This window comes from Bradyrhizobium sp. F1.13.3 (assembly GCF_040548265.1).
Taxonomy (GTDB): Bacteria; Pseudomonadota; Alphaproteobacteria; order Rhizobiales; family Xanthobacteraceae; genus Bradyrhizobium.
On the sequence record NZ_JBEPRI010000001.1, the window covers coordinates 390,519 to 414,720 of the forward strand.

General features: G+C 65.1%; 21 protein-coding genes. 12 read left to right on the forward strand and 9 right to left on the reverse strand.

The genetic code is table 11. The features are described 5' to 3' along the window. Positions 1 to 27 precede the first annotated feature (27 nt). The 3 genes from ABIB66_RS01825 to ABIB66_RS01835 form a co-directional block, all read right to left on the reverse strand. Positions 28 to 942: an SDR family oxidoreductase gene (locus ABIB66_RS01825; RefSeq protein WP_247288650.1), complete on the reverse strand. Its 915-nt coding sequence runs from the start codon at positions 940 to 942 to the stop codon at positions 28 to 30. Between the two features lie 105 nt (positions 943 to 1,047). Further along, positions 1,048 to 2,187 (reverse strand): thiolase C-terminal domain-containing protein, encoded by a 1,140-nt coding sequence (locus ABIB66_RS01830; RefSeq protein WP_354206997.1) that lies wholly within the window; start codon positions 2,185 to 2,187, stop codon positions 1,048 to 1,050. A 3-nt stretch (positions 2,188 to 2,190) separates the two neighbouring features. Beyond that, a complete protein-coding gene (locus tag ABIB66_RS01835) occupies positions 2,191 to 2,604 on the reverse strand; it encodes a Zn-ribbon domain-containing OB-fold protein (protein ID WP_354206995.1) in 414 nt (137 codons plus the stop codon). Between the two features lie 172 nt (positions 2,605 to 2,776). Between ABIB66_RS01835 and ABIB66_RS01840 the strand changes: the two genes are divergently transcribed. From ABIB66_RS01840 to ABIB66_RS01860, 5 genes are all read left to right on the forward strand, one after another. Further along, positions 2,777 to 4,126 carry an amidase gene (locus ABIB66_RS01840; RefSeq protein WP_354206993.1) on the forward strand — a complete coding sequence of 450 codons (1,350 nt, stop codon included), beginning with the start codon at positions 2,777 to 2,779 and terminating at the stop codon, positions 4,124 to 4,126. Further along, a complete protein-coding gene (locus tag ABIB66_RS01845; protein WP_354206991.1) occupies positions 4,119 to 4,805 on the forward strand; it encodes a DUF2848 domain-containing protein in 687 nt (228 codons plus the stop codon). Before ABIB66_RS01840 ends, ABIB66_RS01845 begins: the two co-directional genes overlap by 8 nt. Positions 4,806 to 4,960: 155 nt before the next feature. Next, positions 4,961 to 5,707 carry a 2OG-Fe(II) oxygenase gene (locus ABIB66_RS01850; RefSeq protein WP_354206989.1) on the forward strand — a complete coding sequence of 249 codons (747 nt, stop codon included), beginning with the start codon at positions 4,961 to 4,963 and terminating at the stop codon, positions 5,705 to 5,707. A 9-nt stretch (positions 5,708 to 5,716) separates the two neighbouring features. Next, positions 5,717 to 6,370: a DNA oxidative demethylase AlkB gene (gene alkB, locus ABIB66_RS01855; protein WP_354206987.1), complete on the forward strand. Its 654-nt coding sequence runs from the start codon at positions 5,717 to 5,719 to the stop codon at positions 6,368 to 6,370. Positions 6,371 to 6,424: 54 nt separating this feature from the next. Further along, a complete protein-coding gene (locus ABIB66_RS01860; protein WP_354206985.1) occupies positions 6,425 to 7,666 on the forward strand; it encodes an MFS transporter in 1,242 nt (413 codons plus the stop codon). Here ABIB66_RS01860 and ABIB66_RS01865 read toward each other — a convergent pair. The 6 genes from ABIB66_RS01865 to hpaH all read right to left on the reverse strand — a co-directional run bounded on the left by ABIB66_RS01865 (position 7,644) and on the right by hpaH (position 14,197). After that, positions 7,644 to 9,272, reverse strand: coding sequence for a thiamine pyrophosphate-dependent enzyme (locus tag ABIB66_RS01865; RefSeq protein WP_354206983.1), 1,629 nt, complete (start codon positions 9,270 to 9,272; stop codon positions 7,644 to 7,646). The two genes, ABIB66_RS01860 and ABIB66_RS01865, sit on opposite strands and share 23 nt — an antisense overlap. Before the next feature lie 25 nt (positions 9,273 to 9,297). Continuing rightward, positions 9,298 to 10,167, reverse strand: a complete 870-nt coding sequence (locus tag ABIB66_RS01870) for a fumarylacetoacetate hydrolase family protein (RefSeq protein ID WP_354206981.1) — start codon at positions 10,165 to 10,167, stop codon at positions 9,298 to 9,300. Between the two features lie 174 nt (positions 10,168 to 10,341). Further along, positions 10,342 to 11,325, reverse strand: coding sequence for a 3,4-dihydroxyphenylacetate 2,3-dioxygenase (hpaD, locus tag ABIB66_RS01875; RefSeq protein ID WP_354206979.1), 984 nt, complete (start codon positions 11,323 to 11,325; stop codon positions 10,342 to 10,344). A gap of 105 nt (positions 11,326 to 11,430) precedes the next feature. Then, the gene (gene hpaE / locus ABIB66_RS01880) at positions 11,431 to 12,969 is read right to left on the reverse strand and encodes a 5-carboxymethyl-2-hydroxymuconate semialdehyde dehydrogenase (protein WP_354206977.1); all 1,539 of its coding nucleotides are present in this window, start codon (positions 12,967 to 12,969) and stop codon (positions 11,431 to 11,433) included. Beyond that, positions 12,962 to 13,360: a 5-carboxymethyl-2-hydroxymuconate Delta-isomerase gene (locus tag ABIB66_RS01885; protein ID WP_354206975.1), complete on the reverse strand. Its 399-nt coding sequence runs from the start codon at positions 13,358 to 13,360 to the stop codon at positions 12,962 to 12,964. The genes hpaE and ABIB66_RS01885 overlap by 8 nt, the downstream gene beginning before the upstream one ends. A 30-nt stretch (positions 13,361 to 13,390) precedes the next feature. Next, positions 13,391 to 14,197: a 2-oxo-hept-4-ene-1,7-dioate hydratase gene (gene hpaH / locus ABIB66_RS01890; RefSeq protein WP_275170578.1), complete on the reverse strand. Its 807-nt coding sequence runs from the start codon at positions 14,195 to 14,197 to the stop codon at positions 13,391 to 13,393. A 109-nt stretch (positions 14,198 to 14,306) separates the two neighbouring features. On the opposite strand from hpaH, the gene hpaR reads away from it, so the two are divergent. The 7 genes from hpaR to ABIB66_RS01925 all read left to right on the forward strand — a co-directional run bounded on the left by hpaR (position 14,307) and on the right by ABIB66_RS01925 (position 24,186). After that, entirely contained in the window at positions 14,307 to 14,825 is a 519-nt protein-coding gene (gene hpaR / locus ABIB66_RS01895) for a homoprotocatechuate degradation operon regulator HpaR (protein WP_354057515.1), read from the forward strand. Positions 14,826 to 14,942: 117 nt separating this feature from the next. Beyond that, positions 14,943 to 16,028 carry a malate/lactate/ureidoglycolate dehydrogenase gene (locus ABIB66_RS01900; RefSeq protein ID WP_354206972.1) on the forward strand — a complete coding sequence of 362 codons (1,086 nt, stop codon included), beginning with the start codon at positions 14,943 to 14,945 and terminating at the stop codon, positions 16,026 to 16,028. A 141-nt stretch (positions 16,029 to 16,169) separates the two neighbouring features. Further along, positions 16,170 to 16,946: an HpcH/HpaI aldolase family protein gene (locus ABIB66_RS01905; protein WP_035974924.1), complete on the forward strand. Its 777-nt coding sequence runs from the start codon at positions 16,170 to 16,172 to the stop codon at positions 16,944 to 16,946. Positions 16,947 to 17,114: 168 nt separating this feature from the next. Further along, the gene (locus tag ABIB66_RS01910; RefSeq protein ID WP_354206970.1) at positions 17,115 to 18,638 is read left to right on the forward strand and encodes a UxaA family hydrolase; all 1,524 of its coding nucleotides are present in this window, start codon (positions 17,115 to 17,117) and stop codon (positions 18,636 to 18,638) included. A gap of 186 nt (positions 18,639 to 18,824) precedes the next feature. Beyond that, positions 18,825 to 19,346, forward strand: coding sequence for a PAS domain-containing protein (locus ABIB66_RS01915; RefSeq protein WP_354254060.1), 522 nt, complete (start codon positions 18,825 to 18,827; stop codon positions 19,344 to 19,346). Continuing rightward, on the forward strand, positions 19,324 to 20,628 hold the full coding sequence (locus ABIB66_RS01920; protein WP_354206966.1) for a methyl-accepting chemotaxis protein: 1,305 nt from the start codon (positions 19,324 to 19,326) through the stop codon (positions 20,626 to 20,628). Before ABIB66_RS01915 ends, ABIB66_RS01920 begins: the two co-directional genes overlap by 23 nt. 288 nt (positions 20,629 to 20,916) lie before the next feature. Further along, the gene (locus tag ABIB66_RS01925; RefSeq protein WP_354206964.1) at positions 20,917 to 24,186 is read left to right on the forward strand and encodes a transglutaminase family protein; all 3,270 of its coding nucleotides are present in this window, start codon (positions 20,917 to 20,919) and stop codon (positions 24,184 to 24,186) included. Positions 24,187 to 24,202: the final 16 nt, after the last annotated feature.

Sequence of the window (24,202 nt, forward strand, 5' to 3'; positions counted from 1 at the left end):
TCGCAATGCAGCAAAAGTGGAATTCGCTTACACGGGATCCCAGGGGAAGATGTCGGCGGAGCGGTCGAGCTTGTAGAACGAACCCTTCAGCGCCGGCATGCCGTGTTCCGCGATCGATTGCGGCGTCCAGCCTTCGCTCCGATGCACCGAGCGCAGCGGGCGGTTCTGGCTGAACAGGAACAGCTCATTCATGCGTGCGCCGAAGATCTGCCCGGAGACGTCCTTGGCGGCATCGGAGAGCAGATAGGCGCAGACCGGCGCGATCTTCTCCGGTCCCATCTGCTTGATCTTCTCGACGCGCGCCTTCTCGGCTTCGGTCTCGGTCGGGATGGTGCCGATCATCCGGGTCCAGGCGAACGGCGAGACGCAGTTGGAACGGACGTTGAAGCGGCCCATGTCGAGCGCAATCGACTTCGACAGGCCGACGATGCCGAGCTTGGCGGCGGCGTAATTGGCTTGTCCGAAGTTGCCGATCAGGCCGGAGGTCGAGGTGAAGTGCACGAACGAGCCGCTCTCCTGCTCGCGAAAGATCCGCGCCGCGGCGTGGCTGACGTAGAACGAGCCCATCAAATGCACCTTGATGACGGCCTCGAACGCTTCCACGCTCATCTTGTGGAAGATCATGTCGCGCAGGATGCCGGCATTGTTGACCACGCCGTCGAGCCGGCCGAAATGATCGGTCGCGGTCTTCACGATCTTGCTGGCAGGGATGGCTTCGGCCACCGACTCGAAATTGGCAACCGCGGTGCCGCCGCGCTTCTTGATCTCCTCGACCACCTCCTCGGCGGGCGCGGCGCTCGTGCCGGCGCCGTCAGCGGCGACGCCGGGATCGTTGACGACGACCTTGGCGCCCTCGCCAGCGCAGAGCAGCGCGATCTCCCGCCCGATGCCGCGGCCTGCGCCGGTGACGATGATGACCTTGTCTTGCAGTGATTTGCTCATGTGGATGTCTCCTGTTTTGCCCGTCATTCCGGGATGGTGCGAAGCACCAGACCCGGAATCTCGAGATTCCGGGTGCGCGCTGCGCGCGCCCGGAATGACGGTGCGTTACCTCTCGTTCGTAAACACGATCGTGCCCGACGCGGCGAACATGCCGCCGACGCCGTGGCACACCGAGATCTTCGCGTTGGCGACCTGCGCCGGCGCAATGCCGCGCATCTGGCGGACGCTCTCCTGGAGCGCGTACATGCCGTACATGCCGGAATGCATGTAGCTCAGGCCACCGCCATTGGTGTTGAGCGGCAGCTTGCCGCCCGGGCGCGTGTTGCCGTCGGCGATGAACTTGCCGGTCTCCTCGTGCGGCATGAAGCCGAGATCGCCGAGGCCGAACAGCGGCAGATGCGCAAACGCGTCGTAGATCATGAGATGATCGACGTCCTTGTGCGCGATGCCGGCCTCTCTGAACGCCAGCGGCCCCGCGGTCTTGAACGCGCGCGAGGAGTTGAAAGTCTCCATCTGGCTGACCATCGGCGTCTCCACGCTCTCGCCGGTGCCCCTGATGTAGACCGGTTTGCGCGGAAAATCCTTGGCACGGTCGGCGGAGGTCAGGATCAGCGCGCCGCCGCCGTCGGTGACGAGGCAGCACTGCAGCAGACGGAACGGATAGGCGATCATGCGCGAGTTGAGGACGTCTGCGACCGTGATCGGATCCTTCATCATCGCGCGCGGATTCTTCGCCGCCCATTCCCGCTGCATCACCGCGACCGAGGCGAGCTGCTCGTGCGTGATGCCATAGGTCTTCATGAAGCGCAGCACCGGGATCGGGAACATGCTGGGCGGGCCGTAGACGCCGAACGGCGCCTCGAACTGGCCTTGCAGGCTGTCGGCGGGGATCGAGCGCGGTGCCTTGCCGATCATCGACTTGCCGCTCTCGGCATGGGTGATCAGCACCGTCTTGCACAGGCCAGCCTCGATCGCCGCGGCGGCATGGCGGACGTGCAGCATGAACGAGCAGCCGCCGACCGAGGTGCCGTCCACCCAGGTCGGCTTGATGCCGAGATAGTGGCAGACTTGCTGCGGCGTTTCGACCGCCGTGGCGAAGCCGTCGATGTCCGACAGCTTCAGTCCGGCATCGGCAATAGCATTGAGCGCCGCGTCCGCGTGAAGCTGGAGCTGCGAGGCGTTGGGGATGACACCGAGCTCGGTGGTCTCGGCCGCGCCGACGACGGCAACCTGGTTGCTGCGCATGGTCTATCCCTTCGCCGGACGGAATACGGGGAGGGTGATCTTGTCGTCGAGCGCCTCGAAGGCAACCTCGAGCTTCATATCGAGCTCGAGCGCCTCCGGCGTCTGCGGGCAGTCGATGATGTTGCTCATCATCCGCGGCCCCTCGTCGAGCTCGACCACCGCGATCGCGTAAGGCGCCGTGAAGCCGGGCGCGGCGGGACGGTGGTTGATCACGTAGCTGTAGAGAAAGCCCTTGCCGCTCGCCTTGAAGATGCTGACCTTGCGCGAGGCGCAGGACGGGCAGAACGGGCGTGGCGGGAAATAGACATGTGCGCAGGCGTCGCAGCGCTGCAGGCGCAACTCGCCCGCCTTGGTGCCGTCCCAGAAATGCTGGGTCTCGGGCGTCGGTTTCGGTCGCGCGCGCTGCGGTTCGGCCATGCGGCAGGTCCTCCCAAGGCCAAGCGAAGCCCGGCTGTTGCGATCTTGATGCGACAATCGACCATGGCGCGTCAACGGTCCAGCAATGCGCATGCATGCCATCATGCGCACAATGCTTGTGTCGAAGTGAGGCAGCGCTATACATTGCGCGCAAATATTCCGTGAGACAGACATGCCCGATTTTCCGACACTGACGAAGCTCGCCGAAGACCTCGAAAGCGGCCGTACCACCTCCCGCAAGCTGGTCGAGGCTTGCATCGCCAAGATCGCCGATCCGGCTGGCGAGGGGCAGCGTGCCTTCATCCACGTCGACAAGGACGCCGCGCTTGTGGCGGCGGATGCGATGGATGGTTTGCGCAAGGTGAAGGCGGCGCCGTCGCGCTACGCCGGTATCCCGATCTCAATCAAGGATCTCTTCGACATCAAGGGCCAGGTGACGCGCGCCGGCTCCCGCGCGCTCGACGATTCCTCGCCGGCCGAACAGGATGCCCCCACGGTGGCGCGGCTGCGCAAGGCCGGCTTCGTCGTGATCGGGCGCACCAACATGACCGAGTTTGCCTATTCCGGCATCGGCATCAATCCGCATTACGGTACGCCAAAAGGCGTCTGGAACCGGGCCGAGGGCCACGTGCCCGGCGGTTCGTCCTCGGGCGCAGCGGTGTCCGTGCTCGACGGCATGGCGCATGGCGCGCTCGGCACCGACACCGGCGGCTCCTGCCGGATTCCGGCGGCCTATAACGGCATCGTCGGCTACAAGCCGACGCAGCGGCGCGTACCGCTCGACGGGGCTGTGCCGCTGTCGTTCTCGCTCGACAGCATCGGGCCGCTGGCACGATCGGTCAGTTGCTGTGCCATTCTCGATGCCGTGCTCGCCAACGAGCCGATCGCCCCACTGAAGCCGCGGCCTGTCAAGGGCATGCGGCTTGCGGTGCCGACCACGATCGCGCTCGACGACCTCGACGCGGCTGTGGCCGGGACGTTCGAGCGGGCGCTCAAGAGTCTCGCCGATCACGGTGCGATCATCGAGCGCATCGAGATGGCCGAATTCCACGACATCGGACCGATGAACGCCAAGGGTGGCTTTGCGGCTTCCGAAAGCTTCGCCTGGCATCGCTACCTGCTCACATCCAAGGGCGACGTCTACGATCCCAGAGTCTCCGTGCGTATCATGCGCGGCGAAGCGCAGAGCGCGGCGGACTACATCGATCTTCTCAACGAGCGCCGCTCACTGATCGCCCGCGTCAATGCGCGGATCGCGCCCTACGACGCGCTGGTGCTGCCGACCACCGCCAACACGCCGCCGAAAATTTCGGATCTTGCCGACGACAAGGCGTTCACCAGGGAAAACCTGCGGGCGCTCCGCAACTGCACCCTGATCAACATGATCGACGGCTGCGCCATCTCGCTCCCGGCGCATCGCGAGGGTGAGATTCCCGTCGGCCTGATGCTGGCGGGCGCGGGCGGATCGGACCGCCGTATCTTCGAGCTTGCTGCCGGCATGGAGGCCCTAATTCGTGTTTGACCTGACTTTCACCGTTGACGCCCAGGACACCACCACGCCGCTGACGCTGGCGATCGACCAGATGGTCATCGCCGGCTGGACCGGCCGCGATCCGGTCGCGCGCGACAAGCACATTGCCGAGCTGCAGGAGATGGGTATCGCCCCGCCGGCCTCGACGCCGATCTACTATCGCGCCTCGGCGCGGCGCTTGACCATAGAAGATAGCATCGAGTGCACCGGCGGCGATTCCTCCGGCGAAGTCGAGTTCGTGCTGATCGGCTGGCAGGGCCGCATCTTCGTCGGCTGCGGCTCCGACCACACCGACCGCAAGGTCGAGGCCTACAACGTCACGGTGTCCAAGCAGATGTGCGACAAGCCGATCGCATCCACGCTGTGGGAGCTTGAGGACGTCATCGGCCATTGGGACAGGATGATCCTGCGCTCCTGGGCCACGATCAAGGGCGAGCGAGTGCTTTACCAAGAAGGCGCGCTCGACGCGATGCTCCCGGTCGCTGACTTGATCGCGCGTGGCTTCGAGGGAGGCAAATTCCCCGACGGCTGCGCCATGTTCGGCGGTACGTTCGCGGCGAAGGGCGGTATCCGCCCCGCCGACCGTTTCGATTTCGAGCTGGAAGACCCCGTTCTGAAGCGCACGATCAAGCACGGCTATGACGTGGTGACGCTGCCGGTGCGAGGCTGAAGTCTCTCCACCGTCATTGCGAGGAGCTCTTGCGACGAAGCAATCCAGACTGGTTCCGCGGAGGAATTCTGGATTGCTTCGCTGCGCTCGCAATGACGAGGAGAGAGTCGGGAATCGGGTGGCAGAGGGCGGGTGGCCTTGCGAAAGTCCGAGCCATGACAGCAACAGCACGCAAATCGTCTCAATCTCCGAAAGCCGACCCCGCTGCCCACGTCGATGCCCTCGACTGGCCCCAGATCACCGGCGAACTCGACACCCATGGCAGCGCCGTCCTGAAGGGCCTGCTCGCGCCGGATCAATGCCGCGCCGTCGCCGCGCTCTATCCCGACGACGCCAACTTCCGCAGCCGCATCGTCATGGGCCGCCACGGCTTTGGCCGCGGCGAGTACAAATATTTCTCCTATCCGCTGCCCGACCTGATCGCGCAGCTGCGCCCGGCGCTCTACGGGCATCTCCAGGGCGTCGCCAATCGCTGGAACGAGGCGATGGGAATCGACATCCGCTACCCCGCCGAACACGCGGCATTTCTGAAACGCTGCCACGAGGCCGGGCAGGCGCGGCCGACGCCGCTGCTGCTGCAATACGAGACGGGCGATTTCAACTGCCTGCATCAGGATCTCTATGGCGAGCACGTGTTCCCGCTCCAGGTCGCGATCCTCTTGTCCGAGCCCGGCCGCGATTTCACCGGCGGCGAGTTCGTGCTGACCGAGCAGCGACCGCGCATGCAGTCCCGCGCCGAGGTGGTTCCGCTTGCGCAGGGCGACGCGGTCGCCTTCGCTGTGCATCATCGCCCGGTGCAGGGGACACGCGGCACCTACCGCGTTAATCTCCGCCATGGCGTCAGCCGGATTCGCTCTGGCCAGCGCCACACGCTGGGTGTGATCTTTCACGATGCCAAATGAGCGCTGCGATTGACGGCTGATCTGTTCGACAATGTTGCCGAGGCGCAGCCGTCACGCGAGGAGATCGCCGACGGCGCTGTGCTGTTGCGCGGCTTCGTCAAGCCGATCGAGAGCGAGCTGATCGAAGCCGTGCGCGCCATCGTGGCGCAGTCGCCGTTCCGTCGCATGACCACGCCCGGCGGGCATCTGATGTCGGTGGCCATGACCAATTGCGGCGAGCGCGGCTGGATCACCGATCATACCGGCTATCGCTATGATCCCATCGACCCGCGGACCGGCGCGCCGTGGCCGGCGATGCCGCCCGTGCTCCGCGATCTCGCCCGCCGTGCGGCGGAGCAGGGCGGCTTTGCCGGCTTCGCGCCCGATGCCTGCCTCGTCAACCGCTACGAGCCCGGCACGCGACTGTCACTGCATCAGGACAAGGACGAGCTGGATTATTCAGCGCCGATCGTCTCGGTCTCGCTCGGCCTACCTGCGACCTTCCTGTTCGGCGGCATGGCGCGCAGCGACAAGCCGCGGCGCTTCCGGCTAGTGCATGGTGACGTCGTGGTCTGGGGCGGGCCCAGCAGGCTCGCCTATCACGGCGTGGCGCCGCTCTCCGACGGCGAGCACGCGCTGCTCGGGCGCAAGCGGATCAATTTGACGTTCCGAAAGGTCCGCTGACGCGTTTCCTCGCAGCCCCCGCTCGTCTAAGCTTCCGGCGGGGGAGACGGCGATATGGCGACCACACAGCTCTCGGCCGGCACTGGCGCGGCCAACCGCACCGGCCTGTATCTGGCCGTGCTGCAACTGGCGTTCACGCTTGGCTGGACCACCTACGTCGTCTATCTGCCAAAGCTCGCGGCTGAGGTCGGCATCGCGCCGTCAGCCGTCATCTTCATCCTGATGCTGGACCAGGCGATCTTCACCATCGCCGATACCGTGATGGGGATCGCCGCCGACAAGATCGCTCCCCATCTCGGCAGGCTTGGCCTGTTCGTCGGGCTCCTGGCCGCGATCTCCTGCGGCGCGTTCGTCGCGCTGCCTTTCGTCGCAGGGCGCGGCGTGGCCGCGCAGGGGTGGTTCATTGCCCTGATCGTGGTCTGGTCGATCACCTCGTCCGCGTTGCGCGCGCCACCGCTGACCCTGCTCGGCAGATACCGCGCCCGGCCGCAGGTGCCGTTCCTCGCCGCGCTCGCGATGCTCGGCTATGGCGTCGCTGGCGCGGTCTCGCCCTATCTCGGCGTGGTGCTGCGCGAGCACGACGCGCGGCTACCCTTCGTGATATCGAGCGCAGTGCTGCTGTTGACCGCGCTCGGACTGTCACGGATCGAGCACGACGTGGCCCGCGACACCGCGCCGCCGACACCGGCCGAGGCAGCAAAGCCGCTTGGCCTTGTGCCGATCGCCTTCATCGTCGCGATGGTGGCGCTCGCGCTCGGCTATCAGTTGCACTTCGCTCTGAACAGCGCGCCGTTCTACCTGCGCTTTGCCAAGCCGGATGAGCTGCAATGGCTGATGCCGGTGTTCTGGATCGGTTTCAACATTGCGATGTTTCCGGCAAGCCTCGTCGTCAAGCACCGTGGCGGCGTGATCGTGATGGGCGCGGCCGGACTGCTTGGAGCGGTCGCGATTGCTGCGGCCGAATTCGCCGGCAGCCTCAACACGCTGATCGTCGCGCAGTTTCTCGCCGGCGCGGCGTGGGGCTGCATGCTGATGAGCGCGATCTCGGCCGCGTTGGCGATCGGCTCGACCGGCGCGGAGGGAAAGGTGACCGGCCTCGTCTTCTCGGCGCTGGCACTCGGGACCTTCGCGCGGATGGCGGCGGTCGCCGGCGGCTTGCAGAAAATGCCTGACTACGCGCCGCTGCTGCACTGGGCCCCGGTCGCCTGCTGGGCGGTCGCAGGCGCGGGCCTGCTGGTGATCGCGGCGGCGCGGCTACAGGGCGGCGTTCACCTCAAGGCTTCGGCGGGTGGATGAACGTCCACGGGCTGACTTCCGAATCTCGCATCACTTCGACCGAGATCAGATACGGCCCGCCATGGGCCAGCGCCTTCTCCATCGCCGCCTTGAACTGGTCCGGCGCGGTGACGCGCGCGGATGCGACGCCAAACGACTCCGCGAGCTTGACGAAATCCGGATTGACCAGATCCGACGCCACCACGCGGCCGTCGAAGCGCTCGCGCTGGTCGCGGCGGACATTGCCGTAGGCGTTGTTGTTGAACACCAGCGTCACCACGCCGATGTTGAACTGCACGGCGGTGGCGAGCTCCTGCACACAGAACATGAAGCCGCCGTCGCCGGTGATCGCCACCACCGGCTTGTCGGGATTTGCGACCTTGGCCCCGAGCGCGGTCGGGAAACCCGAGCCGAGCGTGCCCTGATAGCCTGAGGTGATGAAGGTGCGCGGCTCGTAGATCGGGAAGCCGTACCAGGAGGCGAAGCCAAACTGCGACAATTCATCTGTCACGATCGCGTTCGCCGGCAGCACCTCGCGCAGGATGTTGAGATACGCCATCTGCGGCTGGATGCGCTGGATCTCGGCTTGCGCCGTCGCAGTCACTTCCCGGATGTCTCCCCGCCGACCGCTGGTCCTGGCGTAGCCGGCCTTCTTCACGGCGGCGACGAGATCGGCCGCGCCGGTTTTGGCGTCGGCGACGATAGCGACATCGGAGGCGAGCCGCCGCATCTCGGCGGGATCGATATCGACACGAATGGATTTCAGCCCCTTCGGCTGATACGGCCAGCGGAAGCCTGACGCCGGCAGTTCGGCGCGCGTGCCGATCGCGATCATCAAATCGGTTGTCGGCCATAGCTTGTAGGCCGCCGCCATCGTGAGTCCTAGCTCATGCGCATTGGAGACGATGCCGCGGCCGCTGCGGAAGGCGACGACAGGTGCGTCGATCATCTCGGCGAGTTCGAGAATTTCCTCGCGCGCTTCGATCGCGCCGCTGCCGACGAAGATCATCGGCGCCTTGCTGTTCCTGATCAGCGCGGCCGCCTGTTTGATCATATCAGGGTCGGGCTGCGGCGCGGGCAAGGGCTCCAGCACCTGTGCTGCAGCCGTGTCCGCGCGTTGGGTGAAGACGTCCCAGGGCATCTCGACCGAGGCGGGGCCACGCCGTCCGGACGTCATCTCCTGGAAGGCGCGCGCGACCGTGGTCGGCGCGTTGCCGGGATATTCGATGCGGTCCGCCCATTTCACATAGGTGCGCAAGGTCGCGAGCTGGTCCGGCATCTCGTGCAGGTGGCCGCGGCCCTTGCCCAGAAACTGCGTCGGCACCTGGCCGGTGACGCACAACACCGGCTCGTTGCAGCCGAAGGCGGTGAGCAGTGCCGCGCTGGCGTTGAGCACGCCGGGACCCGGCACCACGCTGAACACGCCGGGCCTGCCGCTGGAGCGCGCATAGCCGAACGCCATGTAGCCGCAGGCCTGCTCGTGCCGCGCGCCGATCACCTTGAGCTGAGCCTGGTGGAAGGCGTCGAACAGACCGTAGACCTGCGCGCCTGGCAGGCCGAACACGGTGTCGACTCCGTGGGCGACAAGGCCGCTTACGATCGCTTCGCCTCCGGTGAGGGTGGTCATGGCACTATTCCATTTCAATCGGTGTTCAGGCTTCGTCGACGACGCCATTTCGCAAGGTCCCGATGCCCTCGGCATGGACCTCGACGACATCGCCGGGTTTCAAATAACGCGGCGGGTCGAACCGCGCGCCGGCGCCGGTCGGCGTGCCCGTGACGATGATATCGCCGGGGACAAGCGTCGCGAAGGTCGAGATATAGCTGATGAGATAGCGGAACGGAAACATTAGCCTGCTGGTGCGGTCGTCCTGCCGAAGCTCGCCGTTGACATGCGTGGTGAGGCGGATGTCCGCGATCTGCGATTCCTGTACGTAGGGCACCAGCCACGGGCCGAGGCTGCCGCTGGAATCGAAGTTCTTGCCCTGCGTGACGTTGAACTTGGCATGGCGCAGCCAATCTCGCACCGAGCCTTCGTTGCAGAGCGTCAGCGCGGCGATGTGGTCGAGCGCAGAACTTTCGGGGATGTGCCGGCCGGCCTTGCCGATCACCAGCACGATCTCGCCCTCATAGTCGAGCTGTGCGGATGCGCGCGGGCGCACCAGCGGCGTGTCATGGCCGACGAAGGAACGCGGCGAGCGCATGAACATGCTCGGATATTTCGGTGCGTCCTGGCCGTCCTTGTACTCGGCGTTACGATCAGGGTAGTTGACGCCGATGCAGATGATCTTTTCCGGCGCGGGTACCGGCGGCAGCCAGATGATATCGCCGAGCGCGTGATCGGGCGTGCGGCCGGCGGCTTCTTCGGCGAGGCTCGCGAGCTTTCCTGCCGCGATCACCTCGCGCAGCGTCGGATAATCTTTGGCGTGGCGCGCGGAGAGCTCGACAACGCCGCCATCGACGACGGCGCCGTACTTCGTTTCACCCTTGACGGAATAGGTGGCGAGGCGAGGGAGGTTCATTTGCTGCTCTTCATTCCTCGTCGTCCCGGCGAAGGCCGGGACCCATACCGCGTGATCTCTCGATTGGAGAAGGTAGAAGTACCGAACAACGTGTCTTCGCCAAACGTCTCCCTGTGGCTATGGGTCCCGGCTTTCGCCGGGACGACGGCTTGGGAAGCTCGACAGTCACTGACATTAATCCGCCACCAGCACGTCGGCCACGAACTTCGGCTCACGCACGGCTTGCCCGGAGAACGGCGAGCCCTGCTCGAACCAGGAGCGCGGGGCCGGCGCGCCCCATAATGTCTGGCGGCGCGGATCGCGCAGCGACCAGCGCAGCGGCTCGTGGTCGTGGTCGCCGGTGAAATAGTCGCTGGTGTAGAGCTCGAGCCTGTGACCGTCGGGGTCGCGGACGTAGAGGAAGAACGCATTCGAGATGCCGTGGCGGCCGGGTCCACGCTCGATGTTCTTCACGAAGCCTTGCGAGGCCATGACGTCGCAGAGATGGATGATGTTCATCGCCGTCGGCGTCCAGTAGGCGAAGTGGTGCAGCCGCGGGCCCTTGCCGTTGGTGATCGCAAAATCGTGGACATTGCCCTTGCGATGCATCCAGGCCGCGGCGATGCGCCCGTTCGGTCCGTCCTCCTCGGCGTATTCGGTGAGGCGAAAGCCGAGCCGGGCATAGAATTCGACGGTGTCCTGCACCTCGGCGGCGAACACGTTGAAATGGTCGAGCCGCTGCGGGTGGCATCCCCTGTAGAGATCGTAGCGGCGCAGCAGATGCGGCCGCCGGTCCATCGACGCATACAGCTCGATCTGGAAGCCGAAGGGGTCGGTGAACTGCAGCGTGCGGCCCTGGAAGGGCTGATCGACGAAGGCATAGCCAAGACCGTTCTCGGACAGGAACTTTGCGGCCTTGTCCAGATCCCCGTCATTGCCGACCTTGAAGCCGAGGCGGTTGCAGGCAGGCGCAGCCGCTTTGCGCAACACCAGCGAGTGGTGCTGATGCTCCTCGGCGGCGCGCAAGTAGACGACCTTGTCGTCGGCGTCCTCGACATGCAGGCCGACAACGCTTTCATAGAACTCGCGGCTGAGCTTCAGATTGGTGACGTCCAGCACGGCGTGGCTGGAGCGGATGATGTTGAACGGCGGCTCGAAGATATGTTGCGGTACGGGCATTGCGTTTCCCCTCTCTAGACCCGGTCATTCCGGGGCGGTCCCTTAAGACCGAACCCGGAATCTCGAGGTTCCGGGTTCGCTTCGCGCCCCGGAACGACGGTGGCTCTAAATTCCCAGCTTCTGAATCTTGTGCGTGCCCCGCGCGAGCGAGACGTGCTTGGTTTCCATGTAGAAATCGAACGAGTAATCACCGCCGTCGCGGCCGATGCCCGAGGCCTTCATGCCGCCGAACGGCGTCGGCAGATGGCGGACGTTTTCCGAGTTCAGCCAGATCATGCCGGCTTCCAGCGCATCGGCAACGCGCAAAGCGCGGCCGACGTCGTTGGTCCAGACATAGCCAGTCAGGCCATAGCGGATGTCGTTGGCGATCTCGATTGCGTCTGCTTCGTCCTTGAAGGGCAGCACGGTGAGGAAGGGGCCGAACACCTCCTCCTGTGCCACGCGCATCTTGCCGTGTGCGCCGGTCACCAGCGTCGGCTCGACATAGTGCCCGCCGCCGGGGCCGTCATAGGCCTTGCCGCCGACGGCGATCGTCGCGCCGTCCTGGCGTGCGACGTCGAAATAGGAGCAGACCTTTGCCAGGTGACGCTCGTGGATCAGCGGCCCGATCTCGGTTGCGGGATCGAGGGGATGGCCGACCTTCAAGGCCTTTACCCGCGCGGTCAGCTTCTCGATGAACTTTTCGGCGACGCCGGCCTGGATCAGCAGGCGGCTCGACGACGTGCAGCGCTCGCCGTTGAGAGAGTAGATCATGAACACGACGGCATCGAGCGCGCGGTCGAGATCGGCGTCGTCGAACACGATCACCGGGTTCTTGCCGCCGAGTTCGAAATGCACGCGCTTCAAGGTCGGCGCGCCCTGAACCATGATCGCCGAGCCGGTCGAGCTTTCGCCGACAAAGCCGATCGCCTTGATGGCGGGATGCTCTGTCAGCGCCTTGCCGGCCTCTTCGCCGAAGCCGTGGACGGTGTTGAGCACACCGTCGGGAACGCCGGCTTCCTTGACGAGCTTTGCCAGGATAGCCGCCGTGATCGGCGACCATTCCGCCGGCTTGTGCACGACGGTGCAGCCGGCTGCGAGGGCAGGGGCGATCTTCCAGGTCGAGAGCATGAACGGCGTATTCCACGGCGTGATCACGCCGACCGGGCCGATCGGCACGCGGGTCGAGATGTTCCAATGCTCGTCGCTCGGCGTGTTCTGGCCGTCGCGCGCCTCGCCGCATCGGTCGGCAAAGAAGCGGAAATTCTCGGCGGCGCGGATCGCGGCCTTGGCCATGAAGCGATAGGCCTGGCCGGTGTCGATGCATTCGAGCACCGCGATGTCCTCGGCATTGTCCTCGATGGCGTCAGCGACGCGATGCAGCAGCTTCTTCCGCATCGCCGGCGCCATGTCGCGCCAGGATTTGAAGGCCAGCGAAGCAGCGGTTGCCGCGGCGTCGATATCCTCGGCATTGCCGCGGGCGACGCTCGCGAGGGTCGCGCCGTCGACCGGCGATTTCGTCTCGAACGTTTCGCCTGAGATCGACGGCACGATCTTGCCGTCGATCATGTGGCCGATGCCGTCGGCGCGCAGCGACTTCAGCAGCGGTGCGATGCGGTCGCGATTGGCCTGGAACACATCGGCTTTCGGCGTGGGCTTATCCATGGGCGGCCTCCGCTTTCAGGGCGTCGTGGATGTTGTTGCGCTTCCAGCTCGTGTCCTTGTCGTTGATCTGCATGTCGAACGAGAGGGCGAATTTCGAGCTTGCGAACACGGGATCGAGATGCCGGGAGAGCGCCTGGAAGATTTGCTCGCCGGCTTTCTTGCGGGTCTCGAGGTCACGGCCTTCGCCAATGCGCAGCACCATGTCGAGAAAGCCGTAGTCCTGTCGCGCGTCCGCGATCGCATAATGCTCGCATTTGACGGCGCGGACGCGGATGCCGCCGAGCGGGAAGATGCCGGTCTCGACCGCGGCCTTGCGCACCACCTCGCACGCCGCGCCGATGTCGAGGCGGTCGTCGAGATTGGCCGAATATTCGATCGTGAAATGCGGCATCGCGGTTTCACTCCCTGTTTTTTTGTTCGTCTAAGCGAAGTAGCAGCTCACCGAGCCGTAGGCGCCATAATCGGCCTGAATTGTGTCGCCCTTGCGGGTCTCGATCGGACGGATGAAAGAGCCGGCGAGCACGATTTGTCCGGGCTCAAGCGCAAGGCCGAGCGGTGCGATCTTGTTGGCGAGCCAGGCGACGGCAGTCGCGGGATGATTGAGCACGCCCGCGGCAAGGCCGGTTTCCTCGAGCTGGCCGTTCTTGAAACAGAGCGCACCGATCCAGCGCAAATCAGCATCCAGCGGGCGGATCGGCCGACCGCCGAGCACGATGCCGGCATTGGCCGCGTTATCGGCGATGGTGTCGAAGATCTTTCGCGTCGCCTTGGTCCGGGGATCGACGCGCTCGATGCGCGTGTCCAGAATCTCCAGCGCCGGCACGACGAAATCGGTGGCGTTGAGCACGTCGAACAGGGTGCAGTCAGGGCCCGCGAGGCGCTTGCTCATGACGAAGGCGAGCTCGGCTTCCACGCGCGTCGCGATGAAGCGCTCCGTCGGGACGAGGCCGCCATCGGCGAAGAACATGTCGTCGAGCAATACGCCGGAATCCGGCTCATTGATTCCAAGCGCGCTCTGCATCGCCTTCGAGGTCAGGCCGATCTTGTGTCCCCTGACGATGCGCCCCTCGGCAATCTTGACGTCGACCCAGGCCTTCTGAATCGCGTAGGCATCAGCGATGCTGATGGCGGGAAAGTCCTGCGACAGCTGCCGGATCTGCGTACGGGTCTTCTCCGCCTGATGCAGACGGCTCGCGCAAGCTCGGATATCGTCGTTGGAAAGCGCCATTTGTGATCTTACAAAATGTGGAGCTCGAAGATACTTAACATGTTAAGTGAATGCGTCAACGCCATTTTGGCTTGCTGCACTGCAAACGTTTTGCGGTTGAAGGGGCATCATCGTGAAGAGACCGGCTGATCCAGCGGACGACGGCGCCACCGCCGCGCGACAGGTGCCGATGCGCGACTTCTCGCGTTCGTTGCCGATGTCGTTGCTGCGGGCACGCGAAGCCGTGATGCGGCAATTCCGTCCCTCGTTGCGTGAGCATGGGTTGACCGAGCAGCAATGGCGCATTCTGCGCGCGCTCGCGGCGATCGACACGGTCGAGGTCACGGAACTCGCGCGCACCGCGTTCCTGCTCGGCCCGAGCCTGTCGCGCATCCTGCGCGATCTGGAGGCGCGCAACCTGATCGAGCGCAAGACCGCCAAGGCGGACCAGCGCCGCAGCATGGTCTCGATCTCGGAAAAAGGCGTGAAGCTGATGGCGTCCGTGGCGCCGTCCTCCGAAGCGATCTATGCGGAGATCACGCGCCGCTTTGGCGCGCGCAAGCTCGTCGAGTTGCAGGGGATGCTCGGCGAGCTCGAACAAAGTCTCGCAGGGCTCGGTGCCGGCGAGGAGGCAAGTGCCGAGGAGTGAAAGCAGATATGCGCGAGCGCGCGGCAACAATCATGGACATCGCCGCATTTTTTCGCTCAAGTGCCGCTCAAGCCGGTGACTGCAAAATCGGCGCCAGGTAGAGGCAAACAGACCCTCATGGTCACCATCCAGGTTCAGAAGCTGATCGACTTCGTCACCGAGGTCTTCGCGCATGCGCAGTCGTCGCCTGACGAAGCCCGGCGCATCGCCACTTATCTAACCGCGGCGAATCTGACCGGCCATGACAGCCACGGCGTGATCCGCGTCCCCGTCTATATCCGCTGGCAGAAGAGCGGCGCGGTCGTGCCCAACCAGAACGCCGAAATCGTGCTCGACACGCCCTCGCTCGCGGTGGTCGACGGCAAGTTCGGCTACGGCCAGACCGTGACGGCGCAGGCGGTCCGGATCGGCATCGAGAAGTGCAGGAAGGCGGGACTTGCCGCCGTCGCGCTGCGCAATGCCGGCCATATCGGCCGCGTCGGCGATTGGGCCGAGATGGCCGCCGCCGAAGGACTGATCTCGGTACATTTCGTCAATGCCGCGGGCTCGCTGCTGGTGGCGCCTTTCGGCGGCGTCGAGAAACGGCTCTCCACCGCACCCTATTGCGTCGGCATTCCGCGCGAGGGCCAGGATCCGATCGTGCTTGATTTTGCGACCTCAGTCGTGGCCGAAGGCAAGGTGCTGGTCGCGAGCCGCGGCGGCAAGAAGCTGCCGAAGGGCGCGCTGGTCGATGCCGACGGCAGCCTGAGCGAGGAGCCGGCCGTACTCTACGGCCCCTACACGCCGGACGGGCCGCGCGATCACACCAAGGGAACGGGCGCAATCCGTGCGTTCGGCGAGCACAAGGGCTCGGGCCTTGCCTTCATGTGCGAGCTGCTCGGCGGCGCCTTGACCGGAACCGGGGCCACGTCCGGCGGCCGCCGCTTCGCCAACGGCATGCTGGCCTTCTACGTCGATCCGAAAGTGGTCGATACCTCCCATGTCTTCGACGCAGAGGTGTCGCGCTATGCCGACTTCATCCGTGCCACCAAGCCGGTGGCCGGGATGGACCAAGTGCTGATTCCCGGCGACCCTGAGCGGAAAACCCGGGCTGAGCGGACCCGAAACGGCATCCCCTTGCCGGATGACACCTGGGCGGCAATAGTGAATACCGCCCGCGAGGTCGGCGTCAGCGAAGTCAGCATCCAGAGGGCGACCGCATAGGTCTTGCGTCATTGCGAGCGTAGCGCGACGCGCCAGTTCGCGGTAACAGCGGTTGTGCTGTCGCGACGCTCGTCATGGTGACGATGGTCCAAATCACACGGTCCAAATAACACGGTCCGAACAACAAAGAAGGAAGGCAACGTGGCGAACAAGGTCAAGGAAATCTGGAAGTCGGGCAAGGCCGTGGTCAACGCGTGGCTCGCGATTCCCTCCGGCTTCTCGGCCGAGATGATCGCGCAATGCGGCTTCGACAGCGTCACCGTCGACATGCAGCATGGCGTGCAGGATTATCTGTCGATGGTGCAGTGCTTCCAGGCGATGGACAAGCACCCGATCACGCCGATGGTCCGCGTGCCCTGGAACGAGCCCGGCATCATCGGCAAGGTGCTCGATGGCGGCGCCTATGGCGTGATCTGCCCGATGGTCAACACGCCGCAGGAAGCCAGGAACCTCGTCTCCTATTCCAAGTACCCGCCGAAGGGCGTGCGCTCCAACGGCCCGATCCGCGCCGGCATGTACGGCACCGCGGGCTCCTACCAGAAGACGGCCAACGACGACATCGTGCTGCTGCCGATGATGGAGACCAGGACCGCGGTCGAGAACATGGAAGCGATCTTCGACGTCGAAGGCATCGACGGCGTCTATATCGGCCCGTCCGACCTCGGCTTCTCCTACGGCCTTGAGCCGAAGCTCGATCGCACCGAGCCCGAGATCCTCGCGATCTACGAGAAGATCATCAAGGAGTGCGGCAAGCGCGGCCTCAACCCGGGCATCCATTGCAGCGGCGCCGAAGGTGCCGCGCGCGCCATCAACATGGGCTTCAAGCTGGTGACGCTCTCGAACGAGGTCGGCCTGATGACGACCTACGCCAAGATGCAGGTCAACGCCACCCGGAAGGATTCCGGCGGCAAGGCCTGAGCTCTCTCTGTGTCCCGGACGCGGTGCGGCGCGTAGCGCCGCTCCGCAGAGCCGGGACCCAGAAGCCAGTGAAGCACATTACGTAAACAACTAGGCCCGGCTCAGCAGCGCATCGTTTCGCGCTGCGCTGCGTCCGGGGCACGATAGTTTCGATACAGGAGACCTCCCATGACCATCAGCCCCGTCATTCGCCTGCATCCCGATGATGGCGTGCTGATCGCGCGCGCAAGCTTGCCGCCGGGAACATTGGTGGCCGACGGCGTGACTACGGTCGAGCGCATTCCTTCCGGCCACAAGGTCGCGATCAAGCCGATCGCTGTCGGCGAGCCGGTGATACGCTATGGCCAGATCATAGGCTTCGCGACCACCCCGATCGCGCCGGGCCAGCACGTGCACGTGCAGAACTGCGGCATGGGCGATTTCGCCAAGGACTATGCCTATTGCGCCGACGTCAAGCCGACGCCGAATTTCGATCTGCCGGCGAGCTTCGAAGGCATCCGCCGTCCGGACGGCCGCGTCGCCACGCGCAACTATATCGGCATCCTGACCTCGGTGAATTGTAGCGCGCATGTCGCAAGCCTGGTCGCCGACGTCTTCAAGAAGAATCCCTTCACCGGCGACAATCCGCTGGCCGATTTCCCCAATGTCGACGGCGTGGTCGCGCTGACCCACAAGACCGGCTGCGGCATGACGCAGAACGAGCCCCTGGCGCTGCTCCGCCGCACGCTCGGTGGTTATGCGCGGCACGTGAACTTCTCCCACGTCATCGTACTCGGCCTCGGCTGCGAGGTAAACCAGATCGGCGGCCTGATGGAGGAGCAGAAGCTCGCCGGCCGCCTGCGCGCGATGGACATCCAGGAGGTCGGCGGCACCCGCAAGACGGTGGAAGCCGGCGTTGCCTTCGTGCGCGAGGCACTCGCGGAGTCCAACAAGGTCAAGCGCGAGTCCGTTCCGGTGAGCGAATTGACCGTGGCGCTGCAATGCGGCGGCTCGGACGGCTATTCCGGTGTCTCCGCCAATCCGGCGCTGGGCGCGGCCAGCGATCTCATCGTGCGTCACGGCGGCACCGTGATCCTGTCGGAGACGCCGGAGACTTATGGCGCCGAGCATCTGCTCACGCGCCGCGCCGTCAGCCGCGAGGTCGGCGAGAAGCTGGTCGATCTCATGCGCTGGTGGGATGAGTACACGACGCGCGAAGGCGCCGAGATGAACGCCAATCCGAGCCCGGGCAACAAGGCCGGCGGTCTCACCACCATTTTGGAGAAGTCGTTGGGCGCGATGGCGAAGGCCGGCACCACCAATCTCGTCGAGGTGCTGCGCTACGCCGAGCCCATCACCAAGAAGGGTTTCGTGTTCATGGACACGCCCGGCTACGATCCCGTTGCCGCGACCGGGCAGGTCGCTGGCGGCGCCAATCTGGTCTGCTTCACCACGGGGCGCGGCAGCGTGTTCGGCTGCAAGCCGGCGCCCTCGATCAAGCTCGCCACCAACACGCCGATGTACAAGCGCATGGAAGAGGACATGGATGTCAATTGCGGCACCATTCTCGAAGGCGAGGAGAGCGTCCAGCAGTGCGGCCAGCGCATTTTCGATCTGATTCTCAAGACCGCGTCGGGCCAGCCGACCAAGAGCGAGAGTTTTGATTTCGGCGGCGCCGAGTTCGCGCCCTGGGTGCTGGGCGCGACGATGTAATCCCTTCGTTGCGCGTCGGCGGTAGCCCCGCACTGCAAGCGACGCTCCTAAGTAATGATACGGAGCCGTGAAGTGATCTCGGCGGTTCCCGCGGTCACACCTGATTAACATCTTCTGCCGTAATCCCTGGAGCGATGCGAGCTCCACCCACTAGGGGCGTTCGCCCTTCGTGAGGATTCGTCAACGATGACGCGTGCGATACGGCCGACCGGCGTGGAATATCTCCTCGGAGAGGAGGAGCTGATCGTGTCGAAGACCGATCTCAAAGGCCGCATCACCTACGCCAACGATGTCTTCATCCGGATGGCGAAGTACTCCTGGAAGGAGCTGATGGGCGCCCCCCACAGCCTGATCCGCCACCCCGAGATGCCACGCTCCGTCTTCAAGCTGTTGTGGGACACGCTTCAGTCCAGGCAGGAGATCTTCGCCTACGTCGTCAACCTCGCGAAGGACGGCAGCCATTACTGGGTGTTCGCCCACGTCACGCCGACATTCGACGAGCGTGGCAATGTCGTCGGCTATCACTCCAATCGCCGCAAACCCGATCCTGCGCAGATCGAGCGTATCAAGCCGATCTACAAGGCGCTGTGCGCGGAAGAGGCGCGGCATGCCAATGCCAAGGACGGCATGCATGCGAGCTTCGAGGCGATGGTCGGGCTGCTCAAGCAACAGGGTGTCGGTTACGATGAATTTGTGCTCTCTCTCTAAGGCGCAGGGAGCGACCGCGCTCGCATCCGTTCTTGCCGTCGTTGCGTTCGTGCTGTCGCTGGCCGGTGCGACTGGAATTTCCGCCACGGCGTTGCTTGGCGCGACGGTCGTGCTGCTCGGTTACGCCGTCTGGTGCCAGCACCGCACGGCGGTGGCCGTCGACGAGATGGCAGACGTGTGCCGCAAGGCCGCACGTGGCGACCTCGAGACGCGCATCCTCAGCATCCGCCAGGCCGGACGGATCGGCGCCATTCAGAAGGCGGTCAACGACATGCTCGACATTACCGATGCCTATTTGCGGGAGGCTTCGGCGTCGATGGACTATGCGAGCCGCGGTAAATATTTCCGCAAGATCCTCGCGCGGGGATTACCCGGCTCGTTCCGCCGTTCAGCCACCGTCATCAATTCCGGCACCGACAGCCTCGGCCGTCGCGTGGTCGAGATCGCGGATCTCGCAAAGCAGTTCGGCACGCATCTTGACCAGGTCGCCGGCACTCTGATGGGCGCGGCAACCGATCTCGAATCCGACGCCGGCCAGATGGCGGCGGCGGCCGAGAAGACCAGCCGGCAGACCTCCGGCGTGCTCAGTGCGTCCGACCAGGCCTCGCGCAACGTCGCCACCGTCGCGAGTGCCGCGGAGCAGCTCGCATCATCGATCGCGGAGATCAGCCGCCAGGTGGCCGGCTCGACCACGAGCACGGGGCGGGCGGTGAACGAAGCCAATCGTGCCGGCAGCGAGATTCGCACGCTTGCGGATGCGGCGATGCGGATCGGCGACGTGGTCAAGCTGATCAGCGAGATCGCCGAGCAGACCAATCTGTTGGCGCTCAACGCCACCATCGAAGCCGCGCGGGCAGGCGAGGCCGGCCGCGGCTTCGCCGTGGTCGCATCCGAGGTCAAGAGCCTCGCCAACCAGACCGCGAAAGCGACCGAGGAGATCAGCGCCAAGGTCGGCGAGATGCAGCAATCGACCACCAATTCGGTCGCCGCCGTCGAGGCGATCGCGCAGACCATCACCGAGATCAACGGCATCACCGCCTCGATCGCGACCTCGATCGAGCAGCAGGGTCTCGCCACCCGTGAGATCGCCCGCAACGTCCAGGAAGCCTCGGCCGGCACCTCGCAAATGTCCTCCAACGTCACCGGCATCAGCGAAGCCGCCGCCGATACCGGCCGTGTGGCGAGCCGCGTCAACAGCGCCTCCGAACGCGTCCATGGCGAGGTCGAGACGCTCCGGCGCGAGGTGACGCAGTTTTTGCAGCGGCTGACGTCAGCGGCGTAGGACATCGCGGAGAGGACGCGCATTCTTCCCCTCTCCCCTTGTGGGAGAGGGTGGCTCGCCGCTCAGCGGCGAGACGGGTGAGGGGTCTCTCTCCGCGCGCACCTCTCACGCCGGAATTCGCGGAGGCGTACCCCTCATCCGGCGCTTCGCGCCACCTTCTCCCGCAAGAGGAGAAGGAAGAAAGCGGGCGGGCCGCACCTTGCGTAGGCACCCTTTGCCCGTTGTTAGTGCTTGATCGAGGTCACCAGCGGTGTTCTGCTTAAAAAAGCTGCTGGAGTACCGCACCCCGTGTCGATCTACGTCGCATTACACCACGTCACGCACTACAAATACGACCGCCCGATCGATCTCGGCCCGCAGACCATTCGTCTGCGGCCGGCGCCGCATACCCGCACGCCGATCCTGAGTTATTCGCTCAAGGTCACTCCGGCCAATCATTTCGTGAACTGGCAGCAGGATCCGCTGGGCAATTGGATCGCGCGTTACGTCTTTCCGGAGAAGACGACCGAGCTCAAGATCGAGGTCGATTTCACGGCGCAGATGACTACGGTCAATCCGTTCGACTTCTTCGTCGAGCCCTATGCCGACAGCTTTCCGTTCGAATATACGCAAGATCTCAAGATGGAGCTCGCGCCTTATCTCGAGACCGTCAAGCCCGATCGGCTGTTCGCGAAATATCTCGACACGATCCCGCCCGAAGCCCCGAACACCGTCAATTTCCTGGTCGATCTCAACAGGGAGTTGCAGAAAAGGATCGGCTACGTCATCCGCATGGAGGCGGGCGTGCAGACGCCGGAGGAGACGCTTTCCTCCGCGGCCGGCTCGTGCCGCGACTCCGCCTGGCTCCTGATCCAGACCTTCCGTCACCTCGGTCTCGCCGCCCGTTTCGTCTCCGGCTATCTGATCCAGGTCCGTCCCGACATCGATCCAATCGAGGGGCCGCCGGAGGTTGAGAACGATTTCACCGATCTCCACGCCTGGGCCGAGGTCTACCTGCCGGGCGCGGGCTGGATCGGCTTCGACGCGACCTCGGGCATGCTCGCGGGCGAGGGCCACATCCCGGTCGCCGCGACGCCGCACTACCGCTCGGCGGCGCCGATCTCCGGCGGCGCCGGCTTTGCCGAGGTCGAATTCGCCTTCGACATGAGCGTCAAGCGCATTCGCGAGGCGCCGCGCATCACGAAACCGTTCTCGGACGAATCCTGGATACGGCTCAATGATCTCGGCGAGCAGGTCGACGGCGATCTCGCTGCGCAAGACGTGCGTCTGACCATGGGCGGCGAGCCGACCTTCGTCTCCGTCGATGATCTCGAAGGGGCCGAGTGGAACACGGATGCCGTCGGTCCGACCAAGCGCGGGCTCGCAGACGATCTGATCCGCCGCCTGCGCGCGCGTTTCGGACCCGGAGGCCTGCTGCACTTCGGTCAGGGCAAATGGTATCCCGGCGAAAGCCTGCCGCGCTGGGCGTTTGGCCTGTACTGGCGCAAGGACGGCGTGCCGATCTGGAAGAATGCCGACCTCATCGCCAGCATCGAAAATCCGCGGCCGGCGCACGCCAAGGACGTCCAGGCGTTCGTGGAAGGCACGGCGCTGCGGCTTGGCCTCGATCCCGGCTACATCATGCCGGCCTATGAGGACACCGCGTACTGGCTGCAGAAGGAATCCGAGCTTCCCGTCAACGTCGATCCGTCCGATTCCAAATTGTCCGATCCGGAGGCCCGCGCGCGGATGGCGCGGGTGTTCGAGCAGGGGCTCAACAATCCTCGCGGCTTCGTGCTGCCGGTGCAGCGCTGGAATGCGGCACCACGCTGGCGCAGCGAGCGCTGGCAACTCCGGCGCAGTCATCTGTTCCTGATGCCGGGGGATTCCCCGCTCGGCCTGCGCCTGCCGCTGGACTCGCTGGGCTATGTCCCGCCCGATCAATATCCCTACATTGTCGAGCGGGATCCGATGGAGGCCCGCGGCAAGCTGCCGGTGTTCAGCCTTCCGGCGCGTCCCGACTCGCCGGAGCGGCTCGAGCCCGAACAGCTCAACACCTCCGTCCCGGTTCGCACCGCGATGTCGGTCGAGGTCCGCGACGGCGTGCTCTGTGCCTTCATGCCGCCGGTCGAGCAGATCGAGGATTATCTCGAGATGATCGCGGCGCTCGAAGCCACGGCCGAGGAGATGCAGCTCCAGGTCCATGTCGAGGGTTATCCGCCGCCATTCGATCCGCGCGTCGACGTCATCAAGGTGACGCCCGATCCCGGCGTGATCGAGGTCAACGTCCAGCCGGCAAAGAACTGGCGCGAGGCGGTCGAGATCACCGCCGGCCTCTATGAAGATGCCGGCAAGACGCGCCTCGGCGCCAATCGCTTCCTGGTCGATGGCCGCCACACCGGCACCGGCGGCGGCAATCATGTCGTGGTCGGCGGCTCGAGCCCGCAGGACTCGCCGTTCCTGCGCCGGCCCGATCTGCTGAAGAGCCTGGTGCTGCACTGGCAGCGTCATCCGTCGCTGTCCTATTTCTTCTCCGGCCTGTTCATCGGCCCGACCAGCCAGGCACCGCGCATCGACGAAGCCCGCCACGACAGCATTTACGAGCTCGAGGTCGCGCTCACGCACGTGCCGCCGCCGGGCGTTCAGGCGCCGCTGTGGCTGGTGGATCGCTTATTCCGGCATCTCCTCGTCGACATCACAGGCAACACCCATCGCGCGGAGATCTGCATCGACAAGCTCTATTCACCGGACGGCACGACCGGGCGCCTCGGCCTCGTCGAATTCCGCGCGCTCGAAATGCCGCCGGATCCGCGCATGTCGCTGGCGCAGCAGCTGCTGATCCGCGCGCTGATCGCAAAATTCTGGCGCGAGCCGCAACAAGGCAAGTTCGTGCGCTGGGGCACCGCGCTGCACGACCGCTTCATGCTGCCGCACTTCATCTGGGAAGATTTCCTCGAAGTGCTGAGCGAGTTGAAGCAGTCCGGCTATCCGTTCGAGCCTGAATGGTATCTGGCCCAGCTCGAATTCCGCTTCCCCGCCTTCGGCCGCATCCATCATGGCGGCGTGACGCTGGAGCTGCGGCAGGCGCTGGAGCCCTGGCACGTGCTCGGCGAGGAGGGCTCGGCCGGCGGCACCGTGCGCTATGTCGACTCATCGGTCGAGCGGCTCCAGGTCAAGGCGGAAGGCTTTGTCGAAGGCCGCCATATCGTCACCTGCAACGGCCGCCGCCTGCCGATGACCGCGACCGGCCGCTCGGGCGAAGCCGTGGCCGGCGTCCGCTTCAAGGCCTGGCAGCCGGCCTCCGGCCTGCATCCGACCATTCCCGTCCACGCGCCACTGACGTTTGACCTGATCGACACCTGGAACGGGCGCTCGCTCGGCGGCTGCGTCTATCACGTCGCCCATCCCGGCGGCCGCAGCTACGACACCAAGCCCGTCAACACCTACGAGGCCGAGGCGCGGCGGCTGGCGCGATTCCAGGACCACGGCCATACGCCGGGCCCGATGCAGCCGCCGCCGGAGGAACGCACAAATGAGTTTCCGCTGACCCTCGACTTGCGGACCCCGCTCCTGCAATGAGTATGATGCCGGGGCA